An 18,502-nucleotide genomic window follows, 5' to 3' on the forward strand; every position below is an offset into this window, starting at 1 on the left:
ATGACATACGAAGTTAAATCACTCAATGAAGAATGCGGAGTTTTCGGTATTTGGGGACATCCGCAGGCTGCTCAGGTGACCTATTTTGGTCTGCATAGCTTGCAGCACCGTGGACAAGAAGGGGCAGGGATTTTAGCAAACGATGGTGGGCATTTACGTCGCCATCGCGGCACAGGCCTGATTGCAGAAGTCTTCAAAAATCCAGCAGATTTAGAAGCCTTGACAGGAACGGCTGCTATTGGTCATGTCCGCTATGCAACTTCTGGCTCTGCTTCTATCAATAATATCCAGCCCTTCCTTTTTGACTTTGCTGATATGCAGGTGGGTTTGGCACATAATGGGAATTTAACCAACGCGGTCAGTTTGAAGGCTGAACTTGAAAAAAATGGTTCCATTTTCTCTTCTTCTTCTGACACTGAAATTCTCATGCACTTGATTCGCCGCAGTCACAATCCAGACTTTATGGGAAAAATCAAGGAAGCCCTCAATACTGTTAAAGGGGGCTTTGCTTACCTGATTATGTTGGAAGACAAATTGGTTGCGGCCTTGGATCCTAATGGTTTCCGTCCACTTTCAATAGGCAAAATGAAAAATGGTGCCTGGGTAGTTGCCAGCGAAACTTGTGCTTTTGAAGTAGTGGGGGCTGACTGGGTGCGAGATGTGGAGCCTGGTGAAATTGTCGTCATTGATGATTCAGGAATTCAATATGATAGCTATACAAGAGATACGCAACTGGCTGTTTGCTCTATGGAGTATGTCTATTTTGCCCGACCGGACTCGGTTATTCATGGTGTCAATGTCCACACGGCTCGTAAAAATATGGGTCGTCGTTTGGCCCAGGAATTTCAACATGAAGCGGATATCGTGGTTGGTGTGCCAAACTCCTCCCTATCTGCGGCTATGGGATTTGCAGAGGAATCTGGTTTGCCAAATGAAATGGGGCTGATTAAAAACCAATATACCCAGCGGACCTTTATTCAACCAACCCAGGAATTGCGGGAGCAGGGTGTGCGCATGAAGTTGTCAGCCGTTTCAAGTGTTGTCAAAGGTAAGCGCGTGGTCATGATTGACGACTCTATTGTTCGCGGTACAACTAGCCGCCGCATTGTCCAGCTTCTTCGTGATGCAGGGGCAAAAGAAGTCCATGTGGCTATCGGCAGCCCAGAACTCAAGTACCCGTGTTTCTATGGAATTGATATTCAGACCCGTCGGGAGCTGATTTCAGCCAATCATACGGTTGAAGAAGTCTGTGAGATCATCGGGGCAGACAGTCTGACCTACCTTTCTCTTGAGGGGATGATTGAAGCCATCGGCATCGAAACCGATGCGCCAAAAGGCGGGCTCTGTGTAGCCTACTTTGACGGCGAATTTCCAACCCCTCTTTACGACTACGAGGAAGAGTACCTCCGTAGCCTAGAAGAGAAAACGAGTTTCTATATTGAAAATGTCAAGTAAATGACAGAGGTGTCAACGCTACTTGACAGACCTGTAAACTATTGAAAGGAATCAAAATGACAAATAAAAATGCCTACGCCCAATCGGGCGTTGACGTCGAAGCAGGATATGAAGTTGTCGAACGTATCAAGAAGCATGTAGATCGGACAGAACGTTTGGGCGTGATGGGAGCTCTCGGTGGTTTTGGCGGTATGTTTGACCTGACTAAACTGGATGTCAAAGAGCCAGTTTTGGTATCGGGGACAGACGGCGTCGGCACCAAGCTTATGTTGGCGATTCAGTACGACAAGCACGACACCATTGGTCAGGACTGCGTGGCCATGTGTGTCAACGATATCATCGCAGCAGGTGCAGAGCCGCTTTACTTCCTCGACTACATTGCGACTGGAAAAAATGAGCCAGCCAAGCTAGAGCAGGTAGTAGCAGGTGTGGCTGAAGGCTGTGTCCAAGCTGGTTGCGGATTGATTGGCGGTGAAACAGCTGAAATGCCTGGTATGTACGGCGAGGATGACTATGACCTGGCTGGCTTTGCCGTCGGTATTGCGGAGAAGTCTCAGATTATTGACGGCAGTAAGGTCCAGGAAGGCGACATTCTTCTTGGCTTGGCCTCAAGCGGTATCCACTCCAACGGCTATTCCCTAGTCCGTCGTGTTTTTGCAGATGTTTCTGGCGACGCTCTGTTGCCAGAGCTCAATGGCAGAGCTCTAAAGGATGTCCTATTAGAGCCGACCAGTATCTATGTCCAGCAGGTGTTGCCTCTGGTAAAAGCAGGGCTAGTCAACGGGATTGCTCATATCACAGGCGGTGGCTTCATTGAAAATATTCCCCGTATGTTTGCTGACAACCTAGCAGCTGAAATTGAAGAAGACAAGATTCCAGTCCTTCCAATCTTTACAGCCCTTGAAAAATACGGAAAGATCAAACATGAAGAAATGTTTGAAATCTTCAATATGGGAATCGGATTGGTCCTGGCAGTCAGTCCAGGCAAGGTTGACAGTGTCTGTCAACTAGTTGACGAGGAAGTTTACACCATTGGTCGCATCATCGCCAAGGAAGATAAGAGTGTGGTCATCAAATGAAACGAATAGCAGTGTTTGCATCAGGCAACGGCTCCAATTTCCAAGTCATCGCAGAACAGTTTGAAGTGGTTTTTGTCTTTTCAGACTGCAGAAACGCCTATGTCTTGGAACGAGCTGAAAAACTAGGTGTACCAACCTTTACTTTTGAACTCAAAGAGTTTTCAGATAAGCAGGCCTACGAAGAAGCACTCATCCAACTCTTAGACCAGCACCAGATTGATTTGGTGGTATTGGCAGGCTATATGAAGATTGTGGGACCAACTCTGCTGGCTCAGTACGAAGGTCGTATCATTAATATCCACCCAGCCTACTTGCCGGAATTTCCAGGTGCTCATGGGATTGAAGACGCTTGGCAGGCTGGCGTGTCGGAAAGTGGCGTGACAGTCCATTGGGTGGATAGTGGTATTGACACAGGACAAATTATTCAGCAAGTTCGAGTGCCTAGACTAGCCGATGACACCTTGGAAACCTTTGAAGCAAGAATACATGAAGCCGAGTACCAACTCTATCCAGCGGTTTTGGAGGAGTTGGGGGCGAAAAGAAGAGTGTTATGATAAAGAAAGTCATCTCATTTATTTTGGTATTTGTTTTGGCAGCTCTGCTGTTTAATAGCCTTATTTTTGTAAACTTAGAAAATCCAGCCCGTTTGATTCTGGCTTATGGTCTATCCTTGATTTTATCAGGATTCCTCATGACCCAAATCAAGTAGTTCTGGTAAGGAAAAGGAGAAAATATGACAAAACGCGCACTGATTAGCGTATCAGATAAGAATGGCATCGTAGAACTTGCCCAAGAATTGACCAAGTTTGGTTGGGAAATTATCTCGACCGGTGGTACCAAGGTTGCCTTGGATCAGGCTGGTGTAACTACCATCGCCATTGACGATGTGACCGGTTTTCCTGAGATGATGGACGGTCGCGTCAAGACACTTCACCCAAAAATCCACGGGGGCTTGCTGGCTCGTCGGGATTTGGACAGTCACCTGCAAGCAGCCAAGGACCACGAAATTGGCCTGATTGACTTGGTGGTGGTCAACCTTTATCCCTTTAAAGAGACCATCTTGCGTCCAGATGTGACCTACGACTTGGCGGTGGAGAATATTGACATCGGTGGTCCCTCTATGCTTCGTTCGGCAGCCAAAAACCACGCCAGCGTGACCGTTGTGGTGGATCCGGCAGATTATCCTACGGTTTTAGGGGAAATTGCAGAGCAGGGTCAGACGACCTACCCAACGCGTCAGCGATTGGCTGCCAAGGTATTCCGTCATACCGCAGCTTACGATGCTCTTATTGCAGACTACTTCACCAAGCAAGTCGGCGAAGACAAGCCTGAAAAACTCACCCTTACCTACGACCTCAATCAGCCCATGCGTTACGGAGAAAATCCTCAGCAAAATGCGGATTTCTACCAAAATGCCCTTCCGACAGATTATTCGATTGCGTCTGCCAAACAGTTAAATGGAAAGGAATTGTCCTTCAACAACATTCGTGATGCGGATGCTGCTATCCGTATTATCCGTGATTTCAAGGATCGTCCAACTGTTGTGGCTCTCAAACACATGAACCCTTGCGGTATCGGACAGGCAGAGACTATTGAGCAGGCTTGGGATTATGCTTATGAAGCTGACCCGGTGTCGATTTTCGGGGGCATCGTCGTGCTGAACAGAGAAGTGGATGCTGCGACGGCTGAAAAGATGCACCCGATTTTCTTAGAAATCATCATCGCACCGAGTTACTCGGCAGAAGCGCTAGCTATTTTGACCAATAAAAAGAAAAATCTTCGGATTTTGGAGTTGGCTTTTGATGCACAGGATGCCAGCGAAGTTGAAAAAGAGTTCACAGGCGTTGTCGGCGGGCTCTTGGTGCAGGATCAGGACGTGGTGGTGGAAAGCCCAGCGGACTGGCAGGTGGTGACCGAGCGTCAACCGTCCGAACAAGAGTGGGCGGCCATGGAGTTCGCTTGGAAGTCCTCCAAGTATGTCAAGTCCAACGGCATCATCATCACCAATGACAAGATGACCTTGGGCGTGGGACCGGGGCAAACCAACCGTGTAGCGTCCGTCCGTATCGCTATCGAACAAGCCAAGGATCGTTTAGAGGGAGCCGTTTTGGCGTCGGATGCCTTCTTCCCATTTGCTGATAACGTGGAAGAAATTGCTGCTGCAGGAATCAAGGCCATTATCCAACCAGGAGGCTCTGTTCGTGACCAAGACTCCATTGACATGGCCAACAAATACGGCTTGACCATGGTCTTTACAGGAGTAAGACATTTCAGACATTGAGAGCCTATATCTAGAGACTGGGAAAAACTGAGATAGGATTCCTTCTAATGAGCATGAATCTTACGAAATTGGCTAAGAAATTAGTCCAAGAGAGTATAAACAGAAAGAAAAACACAGACAGTTCGGCTGAATTTCATCTGAAGTAGCTCAATTTGTCTGTGTATTTTTTAGTTATTGGCTAGTTTTTACCCAGCCTCGCTTCAATGACTGAAATGTTGATTGAAGAAGAGAAATTAGATTTACTTCAAGAGTTTGTCAAAGACCAAAAAATCAGAGATTATCATATTACAGATGCCAGTTTAGCGGATATATTATTATTGGATAAGGAGACATCAAGGTGAATGTATTAGCTTATACAATAGCAGAATTTAGGAGACGAAAATCATATAGGGTGAGTACTATTTTGACAATTCTTGGTGCCTTTTTGGTTGTAGCCATTCAGATTTCGGTTTGGACCAGTGTAGTCACTGAAAACACATCATTTCAACTCGTTCTATATGCAGTAATTTCTAGGATGATGTTCATTCTTTTTCCAGATTATCGTACCGCCTCCATTATTTCAGAGATGATTCAAAAAGGTGATGCGGCAGTCTATTTTTTAAGACCCCATAGTTTTATGGGGATGCATTTTTTTAGACAAGTAGGTTCATTTGTTTATGATTTGATTTTTGTAGTCACTCCCTTGACGTTTGCTCTTGTCTTTTATTCATTCGTTACAGGAATATCTCTTGTTCCTGAAATGGTGCTATCATTTATCATGTCGGCTCTATTAGGTCTATTGATTTCGTTTTTATTTGGCTATCTCTTAGGGCTTTTATCTATCCGTTTTAATCAGATTTTAGGTGTTTTAGAATTTTACGATGCCTTGTTGATGCTTTTTGGTGGATCAGTATTACCTATTAGCTTTTTTCCAGAAATGTTGCAAAAACTTATTGTTTTAACTCCTTTCTATGCTATGTTATCAGTCCCTTCATCTATTTTATCGGCTTTATTACCAGCCCAATATGTTTTACAACAATTGTGCTTACAGATGTTTTGGGTTCTCCTTCTGGCTTTATTTATTTCTATGTATCAGAAGAAGCTATTTAAAGTGATGAACTATTATGGAGGTTAGTGATGACAAGATATTTTTACTTGTATATTCATTTTATGAAACTTCAATGGAAGAGGTATATCCAATATAGAGAAGATGCTGTCATTGGAATAATAGGCTATAGCGTGAACACTGTTATCTCAATCTATGTTTTAAAAGTATTTTTAGATAATCTATCAAATTTTCCTGGATGGTCTACAAATGAGTTAGTACTCTTGTTTGGATTTGTAACAATGGCCAGATCTGGCTGGAATTTGATTTTCATCAACACCTTATTTATTGGAGATTATGTCAGAGAAGGAACATTTGATGTCTTATTACTTAGGCCAGTAAACACCCTATTACTCATCATTTTTTCAAAGATAGATTTTGAAAGTATTGGCGAGTTTTGTATTGGTCTGATAATATTTTGGATGGCACTGCTTACAGAATTTGAAACGTTATCTGCTTGGCTTATACTGAAAATCATCCTTTTACTAATAGGTAGTATTTTATGTTACGTAGCAATCCACCTCTTCGTTAACTCATTAACATTTTTTATCAAAGATGTGTATTCCATTAACTTTATTGTTTGGAGACTGGATGAAACAACTCGCTATCCAAATAGTATTTATCCTGGTTGGTTATCAAAATTATTATGGTTCATTCCATATGCATTTATTGGATATTTCCCACTGATGTCAATAACAAAATCGTTACCTCTCTTAGCAGATTTAGGGACTATTTCTGCTAGCTATATCATCTTTTTACTTGTTTATAAGATTGTTTGGAAATTTAGTATTAGTCGTTATCATAGTTATAGGCAGTAAATTTAGGGATTTATTTTGGAATCGGAGAAAATAAGAATAACATAATGATTTATGACTATCTGTGTTGCAACATTCCTCAGATTCTAGTATAATGGTGCGTGAAACCAGAAGTCTACAGATAGCTATTCAGTCGGTCTTTTATTGCTTTGACGCATGAAGATTTCCAGCAGGTTTTCAGTTTACCAGCTATCAAGCTAAAAGACTAGGAACAGTTAGCTAATTGCGACTCTAGCCAGTGAGATAGGTTTTGTTTATTTTTGCTGTGCTTGCAAGAGGATTCTATATCATATCCCATGTGTAGCGAGATCAACAAGATTTTTGAAACTGGGGAAGGGGGAATGTACCATCTAACAAAAAGGTGTGTGAATTGTCAGTCAGTAGTTGGTATTATTGCGATACAATCGCTATACTGAGATTTGGCATAGATTTTGAGAATAGGTACTGGGAGCTACACCTGGTCTTGAAATAGGAACTGATGGTATAAAGGTAAATTGGAACTCTGTAATCTTTTAATATTGGATTAGAGAGATTTTTTAATATGCGTATTATAGTCCTTCAGTTTTACTTTAATGGTTTAACCAAGTGCTAGCTCAACTGCCAACCATCTTTCGTTCAAGGTGGGCTACTGAAACAAACTGACCACTTAATCAAAATCAGACTATCTTTCGCAGAGGAAATTTGGGATAGCTTGCACGCAATTCTTTTCTTTTTTCTAAATGCACGTGAGGCCGAAAATGTTTGCTTTTGATTTTTCTATAAAATATTAAGGAAGTATTATATGAAACAAAATTCTGGACAGACCGTTCATCGCTTTTCTTTGAGAAAAACATCGTTTGGACTAGTATCTGCTACCATTGCTAGTCTTTTCATGCTGTTTTCATTTTCTTCAGAAAGACAGGTATTTGCTGAAGATAGTGCCAAAACAGTGCATTATCGCTATATTGCCGAAGATGAATTAACAGCGTCAGAAAAGCAATTAATCGTAAATGAATTACCGAAATTAGTAGAAGAAAGTGACAATGCCTATTACTTGATTTATAAGCCAAAGCAGTCAGTATCAGAGGGCATTTTGCCTGCTACAGGTGATACATGGTTGGGGCAAGTAACAGGAGCACTTGTTGGAGCAGGGTTGCTGATTTTGGCTATCCGTAAAGGTCGTAAGGGGAAAAAAGAGTTTGCGGGATTGTTCATTTTAGGGGCGACAGGCTCATTGTTATTAGCACCTCCTGCCTTTTCTTTAACCAATCAAACCTTGGCTCGATTTAATCAGGAATTATCTATCAGCGTAGGTGAACAATTGCCAGAACCGATGGCTATTGAGGGCTATAGATATATTGGTTACATAAAGGAAGGTAAGAGTGATGAAATAGCAAAACCTATTCATCCTAACTCTGAGTTACTGGGTACAGACAATGCTGTCAATCCGGATAAACCAAGTTTGGCAGTTGAGCATGTAGATAGTGTTCAAACTGAACCCGTCGCTTATGAGATCCAAGAGGTTCCGAATAGCGAACTCCTAGCCGGTGAGACAGTTGTCAGCCAAGAAGGAGTTGACGGCGTACGCACCATTGTCACCCGTCGCTATACTGTCGATGGTCAGGTTGTTAAGACCGAGGAGATTTCGAACACGATAACGACCCCAGCTACTCCAAGAATCGTTCAAGTCGGTACCAAGGTCGTAGAGGAAGTCGCAAAGGATGCTCCAAGTCATGAACTGCCAAGCCTAGATATTGTGGAAAGTGATACAAGCTATACTGAACCCGTCGCTTATGAAACCCAAGAAGTTCCGAATAGCGAACTCCTAGCCGGTGAGATGGTTGTCAGCCAAGAAGGCGTTGACGGCGAGCGTACCATTGTCACACGCAGCTATATTATTGATGGTCAGGTTGTTAAGACCGAGGAAATTTCGAATACGATAACGACCCCAGCTACTCCAAGAATCGTTCAAGTCGGTACTAAGGTCGTAGAGGAAGTTCCAAAGGATGCCCCAAGCCATGAACTGCCAAGCCTAGATATTGTAGAACGTGACACGATTCGTACTGAACCCGTCGCCTATGAAACCCAAGAAGTTCCGAATAGCGAACTCTTAGCCGGTGAGATGGTTGTTAGCCAAGAAGGCGTTGACGGCGAGCGTACCATTGTCACCCGTAGCTATACTGTTGATGGTCAGGTTGTTAAGACCGAGGAAATTTCGAACACGATAACGACCCCAGCTACTCCAAGAATCGTTCAAGTCGGTACTAAGGTCGTAGAGGAAGTTCCAAAGGATGCCCCAAGTCTTGAATTGCCAAGCCTAGATATTGTAGAACGTGATACGACCCGTACCGAGCCCGTCGCCTATGAAACCCAAGAAGTTCCGAATAGCGAACTCCTAGCCGGTGAGATGGTTGTCAGCCAAGAAGGCGTTGACGGCGAGCGTACCATTGTCACACGCAGCTATACTGTCGATGGTCAGGTTGTTAAGACCGAGGAAATTTCGAATGAAATTACTACAGATCCAAGACCAAAGATTGTCCAAGTCGGTACTAAGGTCGTAGAGGAAGTTCCGAAGGATGCCCCAAGTCTCGAACTGCCAAGCCTAGATATTGTAGAACGTGACACGACCCGTATCGAGCCCGTCGCCTATGAAACTCAAGAGGTTCCGAACAGCGAACTCCTAGCCGGTGAGACAGTTGTCAGCCAAGAAGGAGTTGAGGGCGTACGTACCATTGTCACACGTAGCTATATTATTGATGGTAAGGTTGTTGAGACTAAAGAAATTTCGAATGAAATTACTACGGATCCAAGACCAAAGATTATCCAAGTCGGTACTAAGGTAAAAGAAATACCAACAATTACAATCACTTCTATTGCAGAAGATGAAAATGCAAAATCGGCAGAGGCTAGTTTTGAATTATCAGATAGAACTCAATCTTACATTTCAGCGGTTGCTCAGCTCTATCAGGGAGACCAGCTTGTAAGAGAAATTCCAATTACAGATGTGACTGCACCTCTCGCATTGACAGGTTTGGATTACTATACAGACTATAGTCTAAAAACAATTGTTACCTATAACGTAGGCAAGGGACCAGAGACAAAACTGCAAGAAAGTACACAAGATTTCCGCTTGGATTATAAGAAGATTGAAATTAAGGATATCGACCAAGTGGAGTTATATGGTCTTGACAATGGTCATTATCGCCGTCAATTGTCATTAACTAGCGAATCGGTCAATTTGGACAACTACTTTGTAAAAATCAAATCAGATCGTTTCAAAGAATTACTTCTTCCAATCTCTAAAATTGAAGAAGTAGAGATAGATGGTCAAACCAAGTATAAATTGACTGTTGAAACTGATGAACTGGTTCAGGATACAGGAAAACAATACGATAAAAATTATAGTTTTTATGTGGACCAGCGAGTAGAAAGCCAGAACGGTGTATACACTTCTTTCAAAGAATTGTTAACAGCAATAGAAGCCAACCCAGCAGGAACCTACACACTTGGTGCAGATATGACTGCTGACGAAGTTGACTTAGCTACAGATGCACTCTCTTATGTCACATCTACCTTTACAGGTCGTTTGAATGGTACTCATAATGGCAAATCGTACGCTATCTATAACCTTATTCAGCCACTATTTAATGTCATCAATAATGCAACTATTGAGAATGTAGACTTGATTGACGTTGCGATTATTTCTAAGACAGAAAAAGTCGGTGCACTTGCTAAAACAGCAACTGGAAGTCAGATAACGAACGTTTCAGTAGAAGGTAGTCTTTCAGCTCCTACAAGTATCGGAGGGCTTGTCTATCTCGCAAATGGTGCAACTAAGATTACGAATAGTTCCTTTAAAGGTCAGCTTGTAGCAATAGGAACCAATTCAGGTGGTTCTAATATTGGTGGAATCGTAGGTTGGGCACACGATAATCAGACTACGATTAGTCAGGTGCAATCTGATGTGGCGATAACGCTTTCTGCTCAAAATAATAACTACCGAGCAGGAGCTTTAGTAGGACATGTCCAAAATAGTGCTCGTTTACAAGACGGAGTAGCCAAGGGAACACTTGTCAATTTGACAACAGCTGGTCAGGTCGGCGGAGTAGTTGGTTCAACCTGGAGTTCTGGAGTTGTAAATAATGTTGTCAGCAGCGTACAGGTAACCAATGGTAAGCGAGTTCATGGAGATACCGCCTATGGTTCGGCCCCTATTACCAATACATTTGTTACTGGTTCGGCTAGCGGAGTTGCAGATAAGTGGAGTACTCAAATTTCTGAAACTGAAGCGACAAGTAAAATTGCAGCCATGGGAATTACTGCTACGGTAGCAGATAGTCTGAACAACCAAGCTAAGAATTTGTATAGTGTGGATTATAGCTTGCTAGATAAAGCAACTCCTGAACGTGCTATAGCCTATGCTAACATGGAAAAACTGTTACCATTCTATAATAAAGAATATATTGTTTACTTAGCTAACAAGATGGCCTTGACAGATAAATTAGCTCAAACGAGATTATTAGATGTTGTTCCAATGGTTGGCAATCAAATTGTAACAGATCCAAATAGTCAAAAACAGGCTATCAATCGTATTATGCTTCATTATGCTGACAATACGGTTGCTTATTTGGATGTTGCTTTCAAGGAAGATTTTGTAAATAACCATGTATCTGATTACACAATTGTAGGAACGGATTTACTCTATACTCCAGAAACATTCTTATCAAACTACGATGGAATGGTACATCGCCTTACAAATGATATTTCGAGTCTGGTATTTAACTCTGATAAAGTAAAAGCGGTGTTGGGAATTGTAGAGCCTACGACACCGCCAACAGAAAATGAGTTGAAGAACTGGGCATCGGATTTGGGAGTTCCATCAACTACTGAACAAAAACCATTGTGGGCACTGTATTTGGAAGATAGTTTCAATAGTGTACGTGATCATCTCGCGGAAGATTTACGGAAAGTGTTGGCTTCTGATAAAGCTATCAATAGCCTAGGTGCATCGGTTGAGAATTATCTAGTTCAGAAGATTTCTCAAAATAAAGAAGCATTGGTGCTGGGTCTTGCATATCTGAAACGTTGGTATAATATTGATTTCGGCGATTTAAATACTCGAGATTTGACTATATTTAAACAAGACTTCTTTGGTAATCAGGCAACCTCTACACTAGATGTTATTATTGCTTTGGGTAATTCAGGTTATGATAATCTTCGTCCAAAGAATAACGTTCAGACCTATGCTAACTCTTTACAGTTGGCAAAAGGAAAAGCTACTCTATTTGATTATCTTACAAGTTATCGACAATTATTTTTACCAGACAAAACAAATAATGAATGGTTGAAAGATACAAGTAAGGCCTATATTGTGGAAATGGCTTCGAATGTTGAAGAAGCTGCTAAGAAGCAAGCACAAGCAACACCGAATAGTCGCTATGCCTTGGGTGTGTATGACCGTATTACGAAGTCAAACTGGGCTCATCAAAACATGCTCCTTCCTCTTCTCACTCTACCAGATGAAAGCATGTATATCATTTCTACCATGTCAACTCTATCATTCGGAGCTTATGATCGTTATCTGTATGATGGTGCGTCTAATGGTATGAAGTTCGAAGATTATATGCATCAGATGGTTGATAGAGCAGCAACTCGGCAACGGAATCATTTTGACTTCTGGTATAGTATTTTATCGGAAGAATCACGTGAGAAGCTCTTCCGGTCTGTTTTGAACTATGATGGCTTTAATTTCCGTGACTCAGCAAGTAAGGCTACTTGGAAGAGTCTTCAAAATACGGAGCGTTCTTCTATTGCTAACTTCTTTGGTCCAGTAGGTAAATGGTATGTAGCGAATGGATCAGGTGCGTATGCAACAGGCTCATTGACGCATTTTGTTGTTGATAGAATGCTAGACCAGTATGGTACTTCTGTCTTCACTCATGAAATGGTTCATAACTCTGATGGAGGAATTTATTTCGAAGGAAAAGGTCGTCGTCAAGGTTTAGGGGCAGAATTATTTGCTCTTGGTCTATTGCAAGCTCCAAACGGTAATCAGGCACGTTCGCTAGGGATTAATACTCTATTTACTGGAAATGAGGATTCTATGACTCGTTATCATGCGGCCGATCCTACGGAACGTTACCGTAGTGTTGAAGATTTGAATACCTATGTTCATAACATGTTTGATGTTATTTACTTGCTAGACTACTTAGAAGCTAAGTCTGTTTTGAAACAAAATGAAACTGTTAAGCAAAAATGGTATAGGGTCATTGATAATTACTATATCAAGGATAAGGAAAAGAACACGCATGCAGGAAATACAATCCGTCAGCTGACAATTGAGGAAGCTGCAAAACTGAATACCACCAATGATTTGGTTGACAACAGCATTATCAACCGTCGCGAATATTGGGACACGCATACTGGCTTAACTCGTAATGGTTATTATACTGTTAGTCTCTTTTCTCCAGTTTATTCCGCTTTATCTAATCCAAATGGTTCTCCAGGAGATTTCATGTTCCGTCGTATGGCCTATGAATTGATGGCAGAAAAAGGCTACGTAGAAGGATTCATTCCTTATGTATCTAATCAACTTGGTAAAGAAGCGGAAGCGGCTGGGGAACTTGTGTATGATGGTTGGTTTAGACGAAATGTTGGTCTCATCACTGACAACAGAGTCTTCAAGCACATTTTTAAAGATGAGTATGCTGATTGGGCAACATTTAAGAAAGCTATGTACCAAAATCGTATTAATCAACTTGACAAGTTGGTTGACTTCACAATGACCTACGAATTGGATAAGCCAAACTCAACAAAACAAGTTACGATTAGCTCCTTTGCAGATTTAGAAAAGCTTATGGATGAAGCTGTGGCTCAAGATATGAAGAGCATTGATATCGTACTTGCTCACAATGAGTCAAGTTGGGTCAATGTCCTCAAACAACGGATTTATAATGCTCTTTTGAGAAATACGGATGATTTCAGAACTTCTATTTTTAAATAGTATGAGAAGAAGGAGCGAACTGGTTATATGGTAAATGGTTCCGCCCCTATCGTTCTAGGACTCTGTAAAGTTATCTGTAAGTCGTTACTTGCAAACCAAGACTCTAGATAACAGCATGCTGTCAAGTGGATATATCGTCATTTAGTTTTTCTTTTATTACTTCGACGACTGAAAAGCTCCATTGGAGGTTTTCAGCCTACCACCTGTCATTAAAAGAGTGGTAGTTTGAACTTGCCTTGCCTGATTTTGTAAAAGTGACTTGCTTTGCAAGTATTATCTCCCACCTTGCACAGTCCATTGACTGTGCAAGCAATCTGGGGGATACGAATAGTCCAGTGGACTATTCGTACCTGAGCCTGAAAACAAAAAAGCGAAGTACATCAGCTGGCCACCTAGAAATAAAAAAGCATTGAGTTATGCCTGCGACTGTTGAAGCGAACTTGGTTCGCACTATCTCCAGCCTTCAAAGGTTCCCCAAACCTTTGAAGTGAGTACTAAAAGTAAACTAAAAGACTATAAATATGACAAAAGCGGCTGTTCTAGTCACGACCTTGTCCCTACTTGTTTAGGAGGGATAAGGTCGTTTTTTATACAGCGGACAGTTTTGAAGAATCCATCGGCTAGCTATTATCGATAGTATGTAACCGCCCAATAACAAGGTATCTATCCACCCACTCCCTCCTCCAGTATACTGTTAGAAAAACAAAACTGGAGGATTTATTATGTCACACCCCATCATTCCATTGACTGTTCCCCAATCTCGCCGCTTTGAGAAGCGAGGCAGAAACGATATTATGATGAAAATTCGTCTCGGAAAAGTGGAGCTCACAGTCTTTCACACTATCAATCAAGAAACACTAGAAACAATCTTAGATAAGGTACTGTTCTATGACCATCCAACTCAGTGATTTAGGTCAAGTTTACTTGGTCTGTGGAAAAACAGATATGCGTCAGGGAATTGATTCCCTGGCCTATCTTATCAAAAGTCAGTTCAACCTGGATCCCTTCTCCGGTCAGGTCTATCTCTTCTGCGGAGGTCGAAAAGACCGGTTCAAAGCTCTTTATTGGGATGGACAGGGATTTTGGTTATTGTATAAACGTTTTGAAAATGGGAAATTGACCTGGCCAAACAATGAAGAAGAGGTCAAGGCTCTAACTTCCGAGCAAGTCGACTGGCTCATGAAAGGATTTTCTATCATTCCAAAAATAAATGTTTCAAAAAGTCGTGATTTCTATTGAAATCATGGCTTTTCTTTGTGTATAATGAGATAAAAAGAAGGAGATTGGTTATGTCATCACTAGAAAAAATTATTGAAACACAGTCAAAAACGATAGAGATGATGGCTAATGAACTCACTCTCCTTCGAGAACAGGTTGACTATCTGAGACAGAAACTCTACGGAAAATCATCAGAGAAGGTCGTATATCAACCAGGTCAGCTGAGCTTGTTTGGGGAGGAAAGTCTCCCTGAAGAAGAAGCTGACTTACCCAGTTGAAACGGAGACCATCACCTATAAACGCAAGAAAGCTAAGGGAGTTCGTCAGGCTATTTTCAGCCAGTTCACTCCAGAGATTGTGCATCACGAATTGCAGGGCGAAGACTGCACTTGTCCAGACTGTCATGGTCAGCTGAAAGAGATTGGCTCAACTGTTCAACGACAAGAGTTGGTCTTCATTCCTGCACAATTAAAGCGGATTGACCATGTTCAACACGCATACAAGTGTCAGGCATGTAGTCAGAAGAATCTAAGCGATAAGATTATCAAGGCTCCTGTTCCTAAGGCACCTTTGGCACACAGCTTGGGTTCAGCCTCTATCATCGCTCACACCATTCATCAGAAATTCAATCTGAAGGTACCCAATTACCGTCAGGAAGAGGACTGGCATAAACTTGGCCTGCCCATCAGTCGGAAGGAAATAGCCAACTGGCACATCAAGTCTAGTCAGTATTATTTCGAGCCGATTTATAACCTGTTGCACGAGAAATTGTTGGAGCAGCCTATTCTTCATGCGGATGAGACTTCCTACAAGGTCTTAGAAAATGATAGCCAGTTGACCTACTACTGGACTTTCTTGTCTGGGAAACATGAGAAAAATGGAATTACCCTCTATCATCATGACAAACGACGGAGCGGCTTAGTTGTGGAGGAGTTTCTTGGGGACTATGCGGGCTACGTTCATTGTGACATGTGGAGTGCTTATCGTCAATTAGACAAGGCTCAGCTCGTTGGCTGTTGGGCTCATGTTAGACGAAAATTTTTTGAGGCGACTCCTAAGAAGACAGACAAGACTTCTTTAGGAGCCAAGGGTTTAGCCTATTGCGACCGCCTGTTTGCCTTGGAGAGTGACTGGGCTGACCTGTCTACTGAGGAACGGCTACATAAACGGCAGACAGAGTTAACTCCCTTGATGGACGAGTTCTTTGATTGGTGCCGTGAACAGGCTGTCTTGCCAGCTTCCAAATTGGGTACTGCAATAGAGTATAGCCTCAAATACGAAACCACCTTCCGAGCCGTTCTCTCGGACGGTGACCTAGTCCTGTCCAACAATATGGCTGAGAGGGCTATGAAGACCTTGGTGATGGGCAGAAAAAATTGGCTTTTTTCTCAGAGCTTTGAGGGAGCCAAGTCGACAGCTGTCATTTTGAGTCTTTTAGAAACAGCTAAGCGACACGGACTTGATGCAGAAAAATATATGACCTATCTTCTAGAACACTTACCTAATGAGGAGTCGCTCGCAAAAAAGGAGGTTTTAGAAGCCTATTTGCCATGGGATAAAAATATTAAGAGAGCTTGTAAATAGAAAAAGGTTCCAGAGTCGACAGGACTTTGGAGCCTTTTCAATATACCTTGTTATTGGGCGCTTACAGTAGATGGCTTAATACCAAGTCGGTGTGCTTGCTCTGCTGATTGTATCTTTTCGGGTGATATATAACTCATGATAAGTACAGCCCGATGTCTTGGTCTAGCTACTGCATTGACTGCCTTTATAATCTCATTCACTTCTTCAGGGGCTTCACGTTGCCAATCGTGTTTTCTGTCTTTGTAATCCTCTGGATTAAATTCTAAAGACGGTATCAGCCAATTGCCAAAGCTCTCTGTCGGTTCATGAAATAGACTTGAAACTCTGCACCATCTATGAAACTCTTTCAGTTTTCTTTTTGCTAGTTGTTTTAAATCCATTTACACCCGCCCTCCATCATGTCCAACCCCAATAGTCCGCAAAGATTTCTGTAATTCGCTCCAAGCGTTTCTGTGTTGATTTCAAGCCTGTTCCTGTTAGTTCAGCGATTTCTTCGGGTGTGCGTTCATGTATCCAACGTAGTTCAAACACTAGCTTCATTGTGTCGTCTAATAGCTCTATTGTGCTTTCTATAGCGTTCAATTGGCACTCTAGCCCTTTCAGCTTTATATCACTGTCAAAGCGTTCTACAAGCCATTCTGTGCGTTTATACTGTTCAAAAAACAAAAACTAACGTATAATAGATTTATGAAACTTACTATCGAACAAACAAACGAATTAAAAACTTATTTGAAAGATAAAACCTATTCCCCATTTCATAGACGACTTCAAGTAATCCTATTCAGAGCAGAAGGGCTTAGTTATAAGGAAATCACTAACCTTATCGGCTATTCAAAGTATACAATCTGGTCCTTACAAGGCAAGTATGAGCTTGGTGGGATTTCAGCTCTAGTAAGAGAAACGCGAGGTGGACGGAACCGTCAATATTTAACCCTTCAAGAAGAGGAAGCATTTCTAAAAGAACAGTTAACAGCTTCACTAAATGGCGAATTTGTGACCATAAACTCTCTCTACGAAACTTATCAGAAACGGGTTGGACACCCTACGACCAAGGAAGGATTCTATGCCCTTCTGAAACGCCATGGTTGGCGCAAAGTGACGCCAAGACCAGAACACCCTAAAAAAGCAGACGCCGAAACGATTCTAGCGTCTAAAAATAAAATCTTCATTCACGAAAATAGGAAAGCGCTTCAAGAATAGTCGTCGCTATCATAAAGTCAGACTAATGTATCAAGATGAGGCGGGTTTCGGTCGGATTAGTAAAATTGGAAAGGCCTGGGCACCAAAAGGGGTGAGACCGCATGTACATAGCCACTATATTCGTGAGTATCGCTATTGCTATGGTGCTATTGATGCCCATACAGGAGAGTCCTTCTTCATTATCGCTGGGGGTTGCAATACAGATTGGATGAATGTTTTTCTCAAACAACTATCTGAAGCTTATCCTGACGATTATATTTTATTAGTGATGGACAATGCCGTTTGGCATAAATCAAGTACCTTAGAGAAACCACATAATATTGGTTTTGAGTTTATTCCTCCCTATACTCCTGAAATGAATCCAATTGAACAAGTTTGGGCTGAGATTCGAAAGAGAGGGTTTAAGAATAAAGCTTTTAAAACACTAGATGATGTGATAAACAAGCTTCAAGAAGTGATACGAGAGTTAGATTGGTCTATTTTAAAACCAATTGTTAGTAGACGATGGTTAAAAAACACTTGATTGGTTTGATTTTGATTTTTGTTGAGTATTAATCACTCGGTTGGTTTTGCTAGCCCCTATGTTTATGTCGGTACTGTGTTCGGTTTCTATTTCTAGCTTTCTTCTCGCTATCCTGCTTGGTAAGTGTCTATAGTTCATCAAAACATTATCGAGGAATTTATACTGAATATTTGATAAAGTCAACTGCGTACCCTCCAACTGTGATATAATGGTTTTAGGTTTTTACTCACATAGTCAGTGCGTGCGCATTGGCTTTTTTTGTGTTTTCTCGTACTTCGCTC

Annotated in this window: 15 protein-coding genes and 1 pseudogene; 14 read left to right on the top strand and 2 right to left on the bottom strand. The window is 41.9% G+C overall.

Annotated features, from left to right (window positions below):
- From purF to K6969_RS00300, 13 genes are all read left to right on the top strand, one after another.
- A complete protein-coding gene (gene purF, locus K6969_RS00240; protein ID WP_024394843.1) occupies positions 1-1,455 on the top strand; it encodes an amidophosphoribosyltransferase in 1,455 nt (484 codons plus the stop codon).
- Positions 1,456-1,511: 56 nt separating this feature from the next.
- The gene (purM, locus tag K6969_RS00245; RefSeq protein WP_171942920.1) at positions 1,512-2,534 is read left to right on the top strand and encodes a phosphoribosylformylglycinamidine cyclo-ligase; all 1,023 of its coding nucleotides are present in this window, start codon (positions 1,512-1,514) and stop codon (positions 2,532-2,534) included.
- Positions 2,531-3,088: a phosphoribosylglycinamide formyltransferase gene (gene purN, locus K6969_RS00250; protein WP_171942921.1), complete on the top strand. Its 558-nt coding sequence runs from the start codon at positions 2,531-2,533 to the stop codon at positions 3,086-3,088. The genes purM and purN overlap by 4 nt, the downstream gene beginning before the upstream one ends.
- Positions 3,085-3,243 carry a phosphoribosylaminoimidazolecarboxamide formyltransferase gene (locus tag K6969_RS00255; RefSeq protein ID WP_099776336.1) on the top strand — a complete coding sequence of 53 codons (159 nt, stop codon included), beginning with the start codon at positions 3,085-3,087 and terminating at the stop codon, positions 3,241-3,243. Before purN ends, K6969_RS00255 begins: the two co-directional genes overlap by 4 nt.
- 24 nt (positions 3,244-3,267) lie before the next feature.
- Positions 3,268-4,815, top strand: a complete 1,548-nt coding sequence (gene purH, locus K6969_RS00260) for a bifunctional phosphoribosylaminoimidazolecarboxamide formyltransferase/IMP cyclohydrolase (protein ID WP_029174290.1) — start codon at positions 3,268-3,270, stop codon at positions 4,813-4,815.
- A gap of 212 nt (positions 4,816-5,027) precedes the next feature.
- Complete coding sequence (locus tag K6969_RS00265) at positions 5,028-5,156, top strand: hypothetical protein (protein ID WP_257060737.1); 129 nt, start codon at positions 5,028-5,030, stop codon at positions 5,154-5,156.
- The gene (locus tag K6969_RS00270; protein ID WP_105146372.1) at positions 5,153-5,929 is read left to right on the top strand and encodes an ABC-2 family transporter protein; all 777 of its coding nucleotides are present in this window, start codon (positions 5,153-5,155) and stop codon (positions 5,927-5,929) included. The genes K6969_RS00265 and K6969_RS00270 overlap by 4 nt, the downstream gene beginning before the upstream one ends.
- A 35-nt stretch (positions 5,930-5,964) precedes the next feature.
- Positions 5,965-6,717 (top strand): ABC transporter permease, encoded by a 753-nt coding sequence (locus K6969_RS00275; protein WP_194283873.1) that lies wholly within the window; start codon positions 5,965-5,967, stop codon positions 6,715-6,717.
- A 778-nt stretch (positions 6,718-7,495) separates the two neighbouring features.
- Positions 7,496-13,696 carry a ZmpA/ZmpB/ZmpC family metallo-endopeptidase gene (locus K6969_RS00280; RefSeq protein WP_171942922.1) on the top strand — a complete coding sequence of 2,067 codons (6,201 nt, stop codon included), beginning with the start codon at positions 7,496-7,498 and terminating at the stop codon, positions 13,694-13,696.
- A gap of 722 nt (positions 13,697-14,418) precedes the next feature.
- On the top strand, positions 14,419-14,604 hold the full coding sequence (locus K6969_RS00285) for a hypothetical protein (RefSeq protein WP_029188188.1): 186 nt from the start codon (positions 14,419-14,421) through the stop codon (positions 14,602-14,604).
- Complete coding sequence (gene tnpB / locus K6969_RS00290) at positions 14,585-14,935, top strand: IS66 family insertion sequence element accessory protein TnpB (RefSeq protein ID WP_029188189.1); 351 nt, start codon at positions 14,585-14,587, stop codon at positions 14,933-14,935. The genes K6969_RS00285 and tnpB overlap by 20 nt, the downstream gene beginning before the upstream one ends.
- A 50-nt stretch (positions 14,936-14,985) precedes the next feature.
- Entirely contained in the window at positions 14,986-15,192 is a 207-nt protein-coding gene (locus K6969_RS00295; protein ID WP_029178852.1) for a transposase, read from the top strand.
- Positions 15,146-16,498 (top strand): IS66-like element short variant transposase, encoded by a 1,353-nt coding sequence (locus K6969_RS00300; RefSeq protein WP_321537402.1) that lies wholly within the window; start codon positions 15,146-15,148, stop codon positions 16,496-16,498. Before K6969_RS00295 ends, K6969_RS00300 begins: the two co-directional genes overlap by 47 nt.
- A gap of 50 nt (positions 16,499-16,548) precedes the next feature.
- Here K6969_RS00300 and K6969_RS00305 read toward each other — a convergent pair whose 3' ends face one another.
- Both K6969_RS00305 and K6969_RS00310 read right to left on the bottom strand, forming a co-directional pair.
- Complete coding sequence (locus K6969_RS00305) at positions 16,549-16,878, bottom strand: hypothetical protein (RefSeq protein ID WP_171943280.1); 330 nt, start codon at positions 16,876-16,878, stop codon at positions 16,549-16,551.
- A 16-nt stretch (positions 16,879-16,894) separates the two neighbouring features.
- Positions 16,895-17,164, bottom strand: coding sequence for a hypothetical protein (locus K6969_RS00310; protein WP_321537426.1), 270 nt, complete (start codon positions 17,162-17,164; stop codon positions 16,895-16,897).
- A 198-nt stretch (positions 17,165-17,362) separates the two neighbouring features.
- Between K6969_RS00310 and K6969_RS00315 the strand changes: the two are divergent.
- Positions 17,363-18,221: pseudogene (locus K6969_RS00315) on the top strand (IS630 family transposase); the annotation flags it as partial.
- Between the last annotated feature and the right edge of the window lie 281 nt (positions 18,222-18,502).

It is taken from the genome of Streptococcus suis (assembly GCF_019856455.1).
In the GTDB taxonomy this organism is placed as follows: Bacteria; Bacillota; Bacilli; order Lactobacillales; family Streptococcaceae; genus Streptococcus; species Streptococcus suis_AE.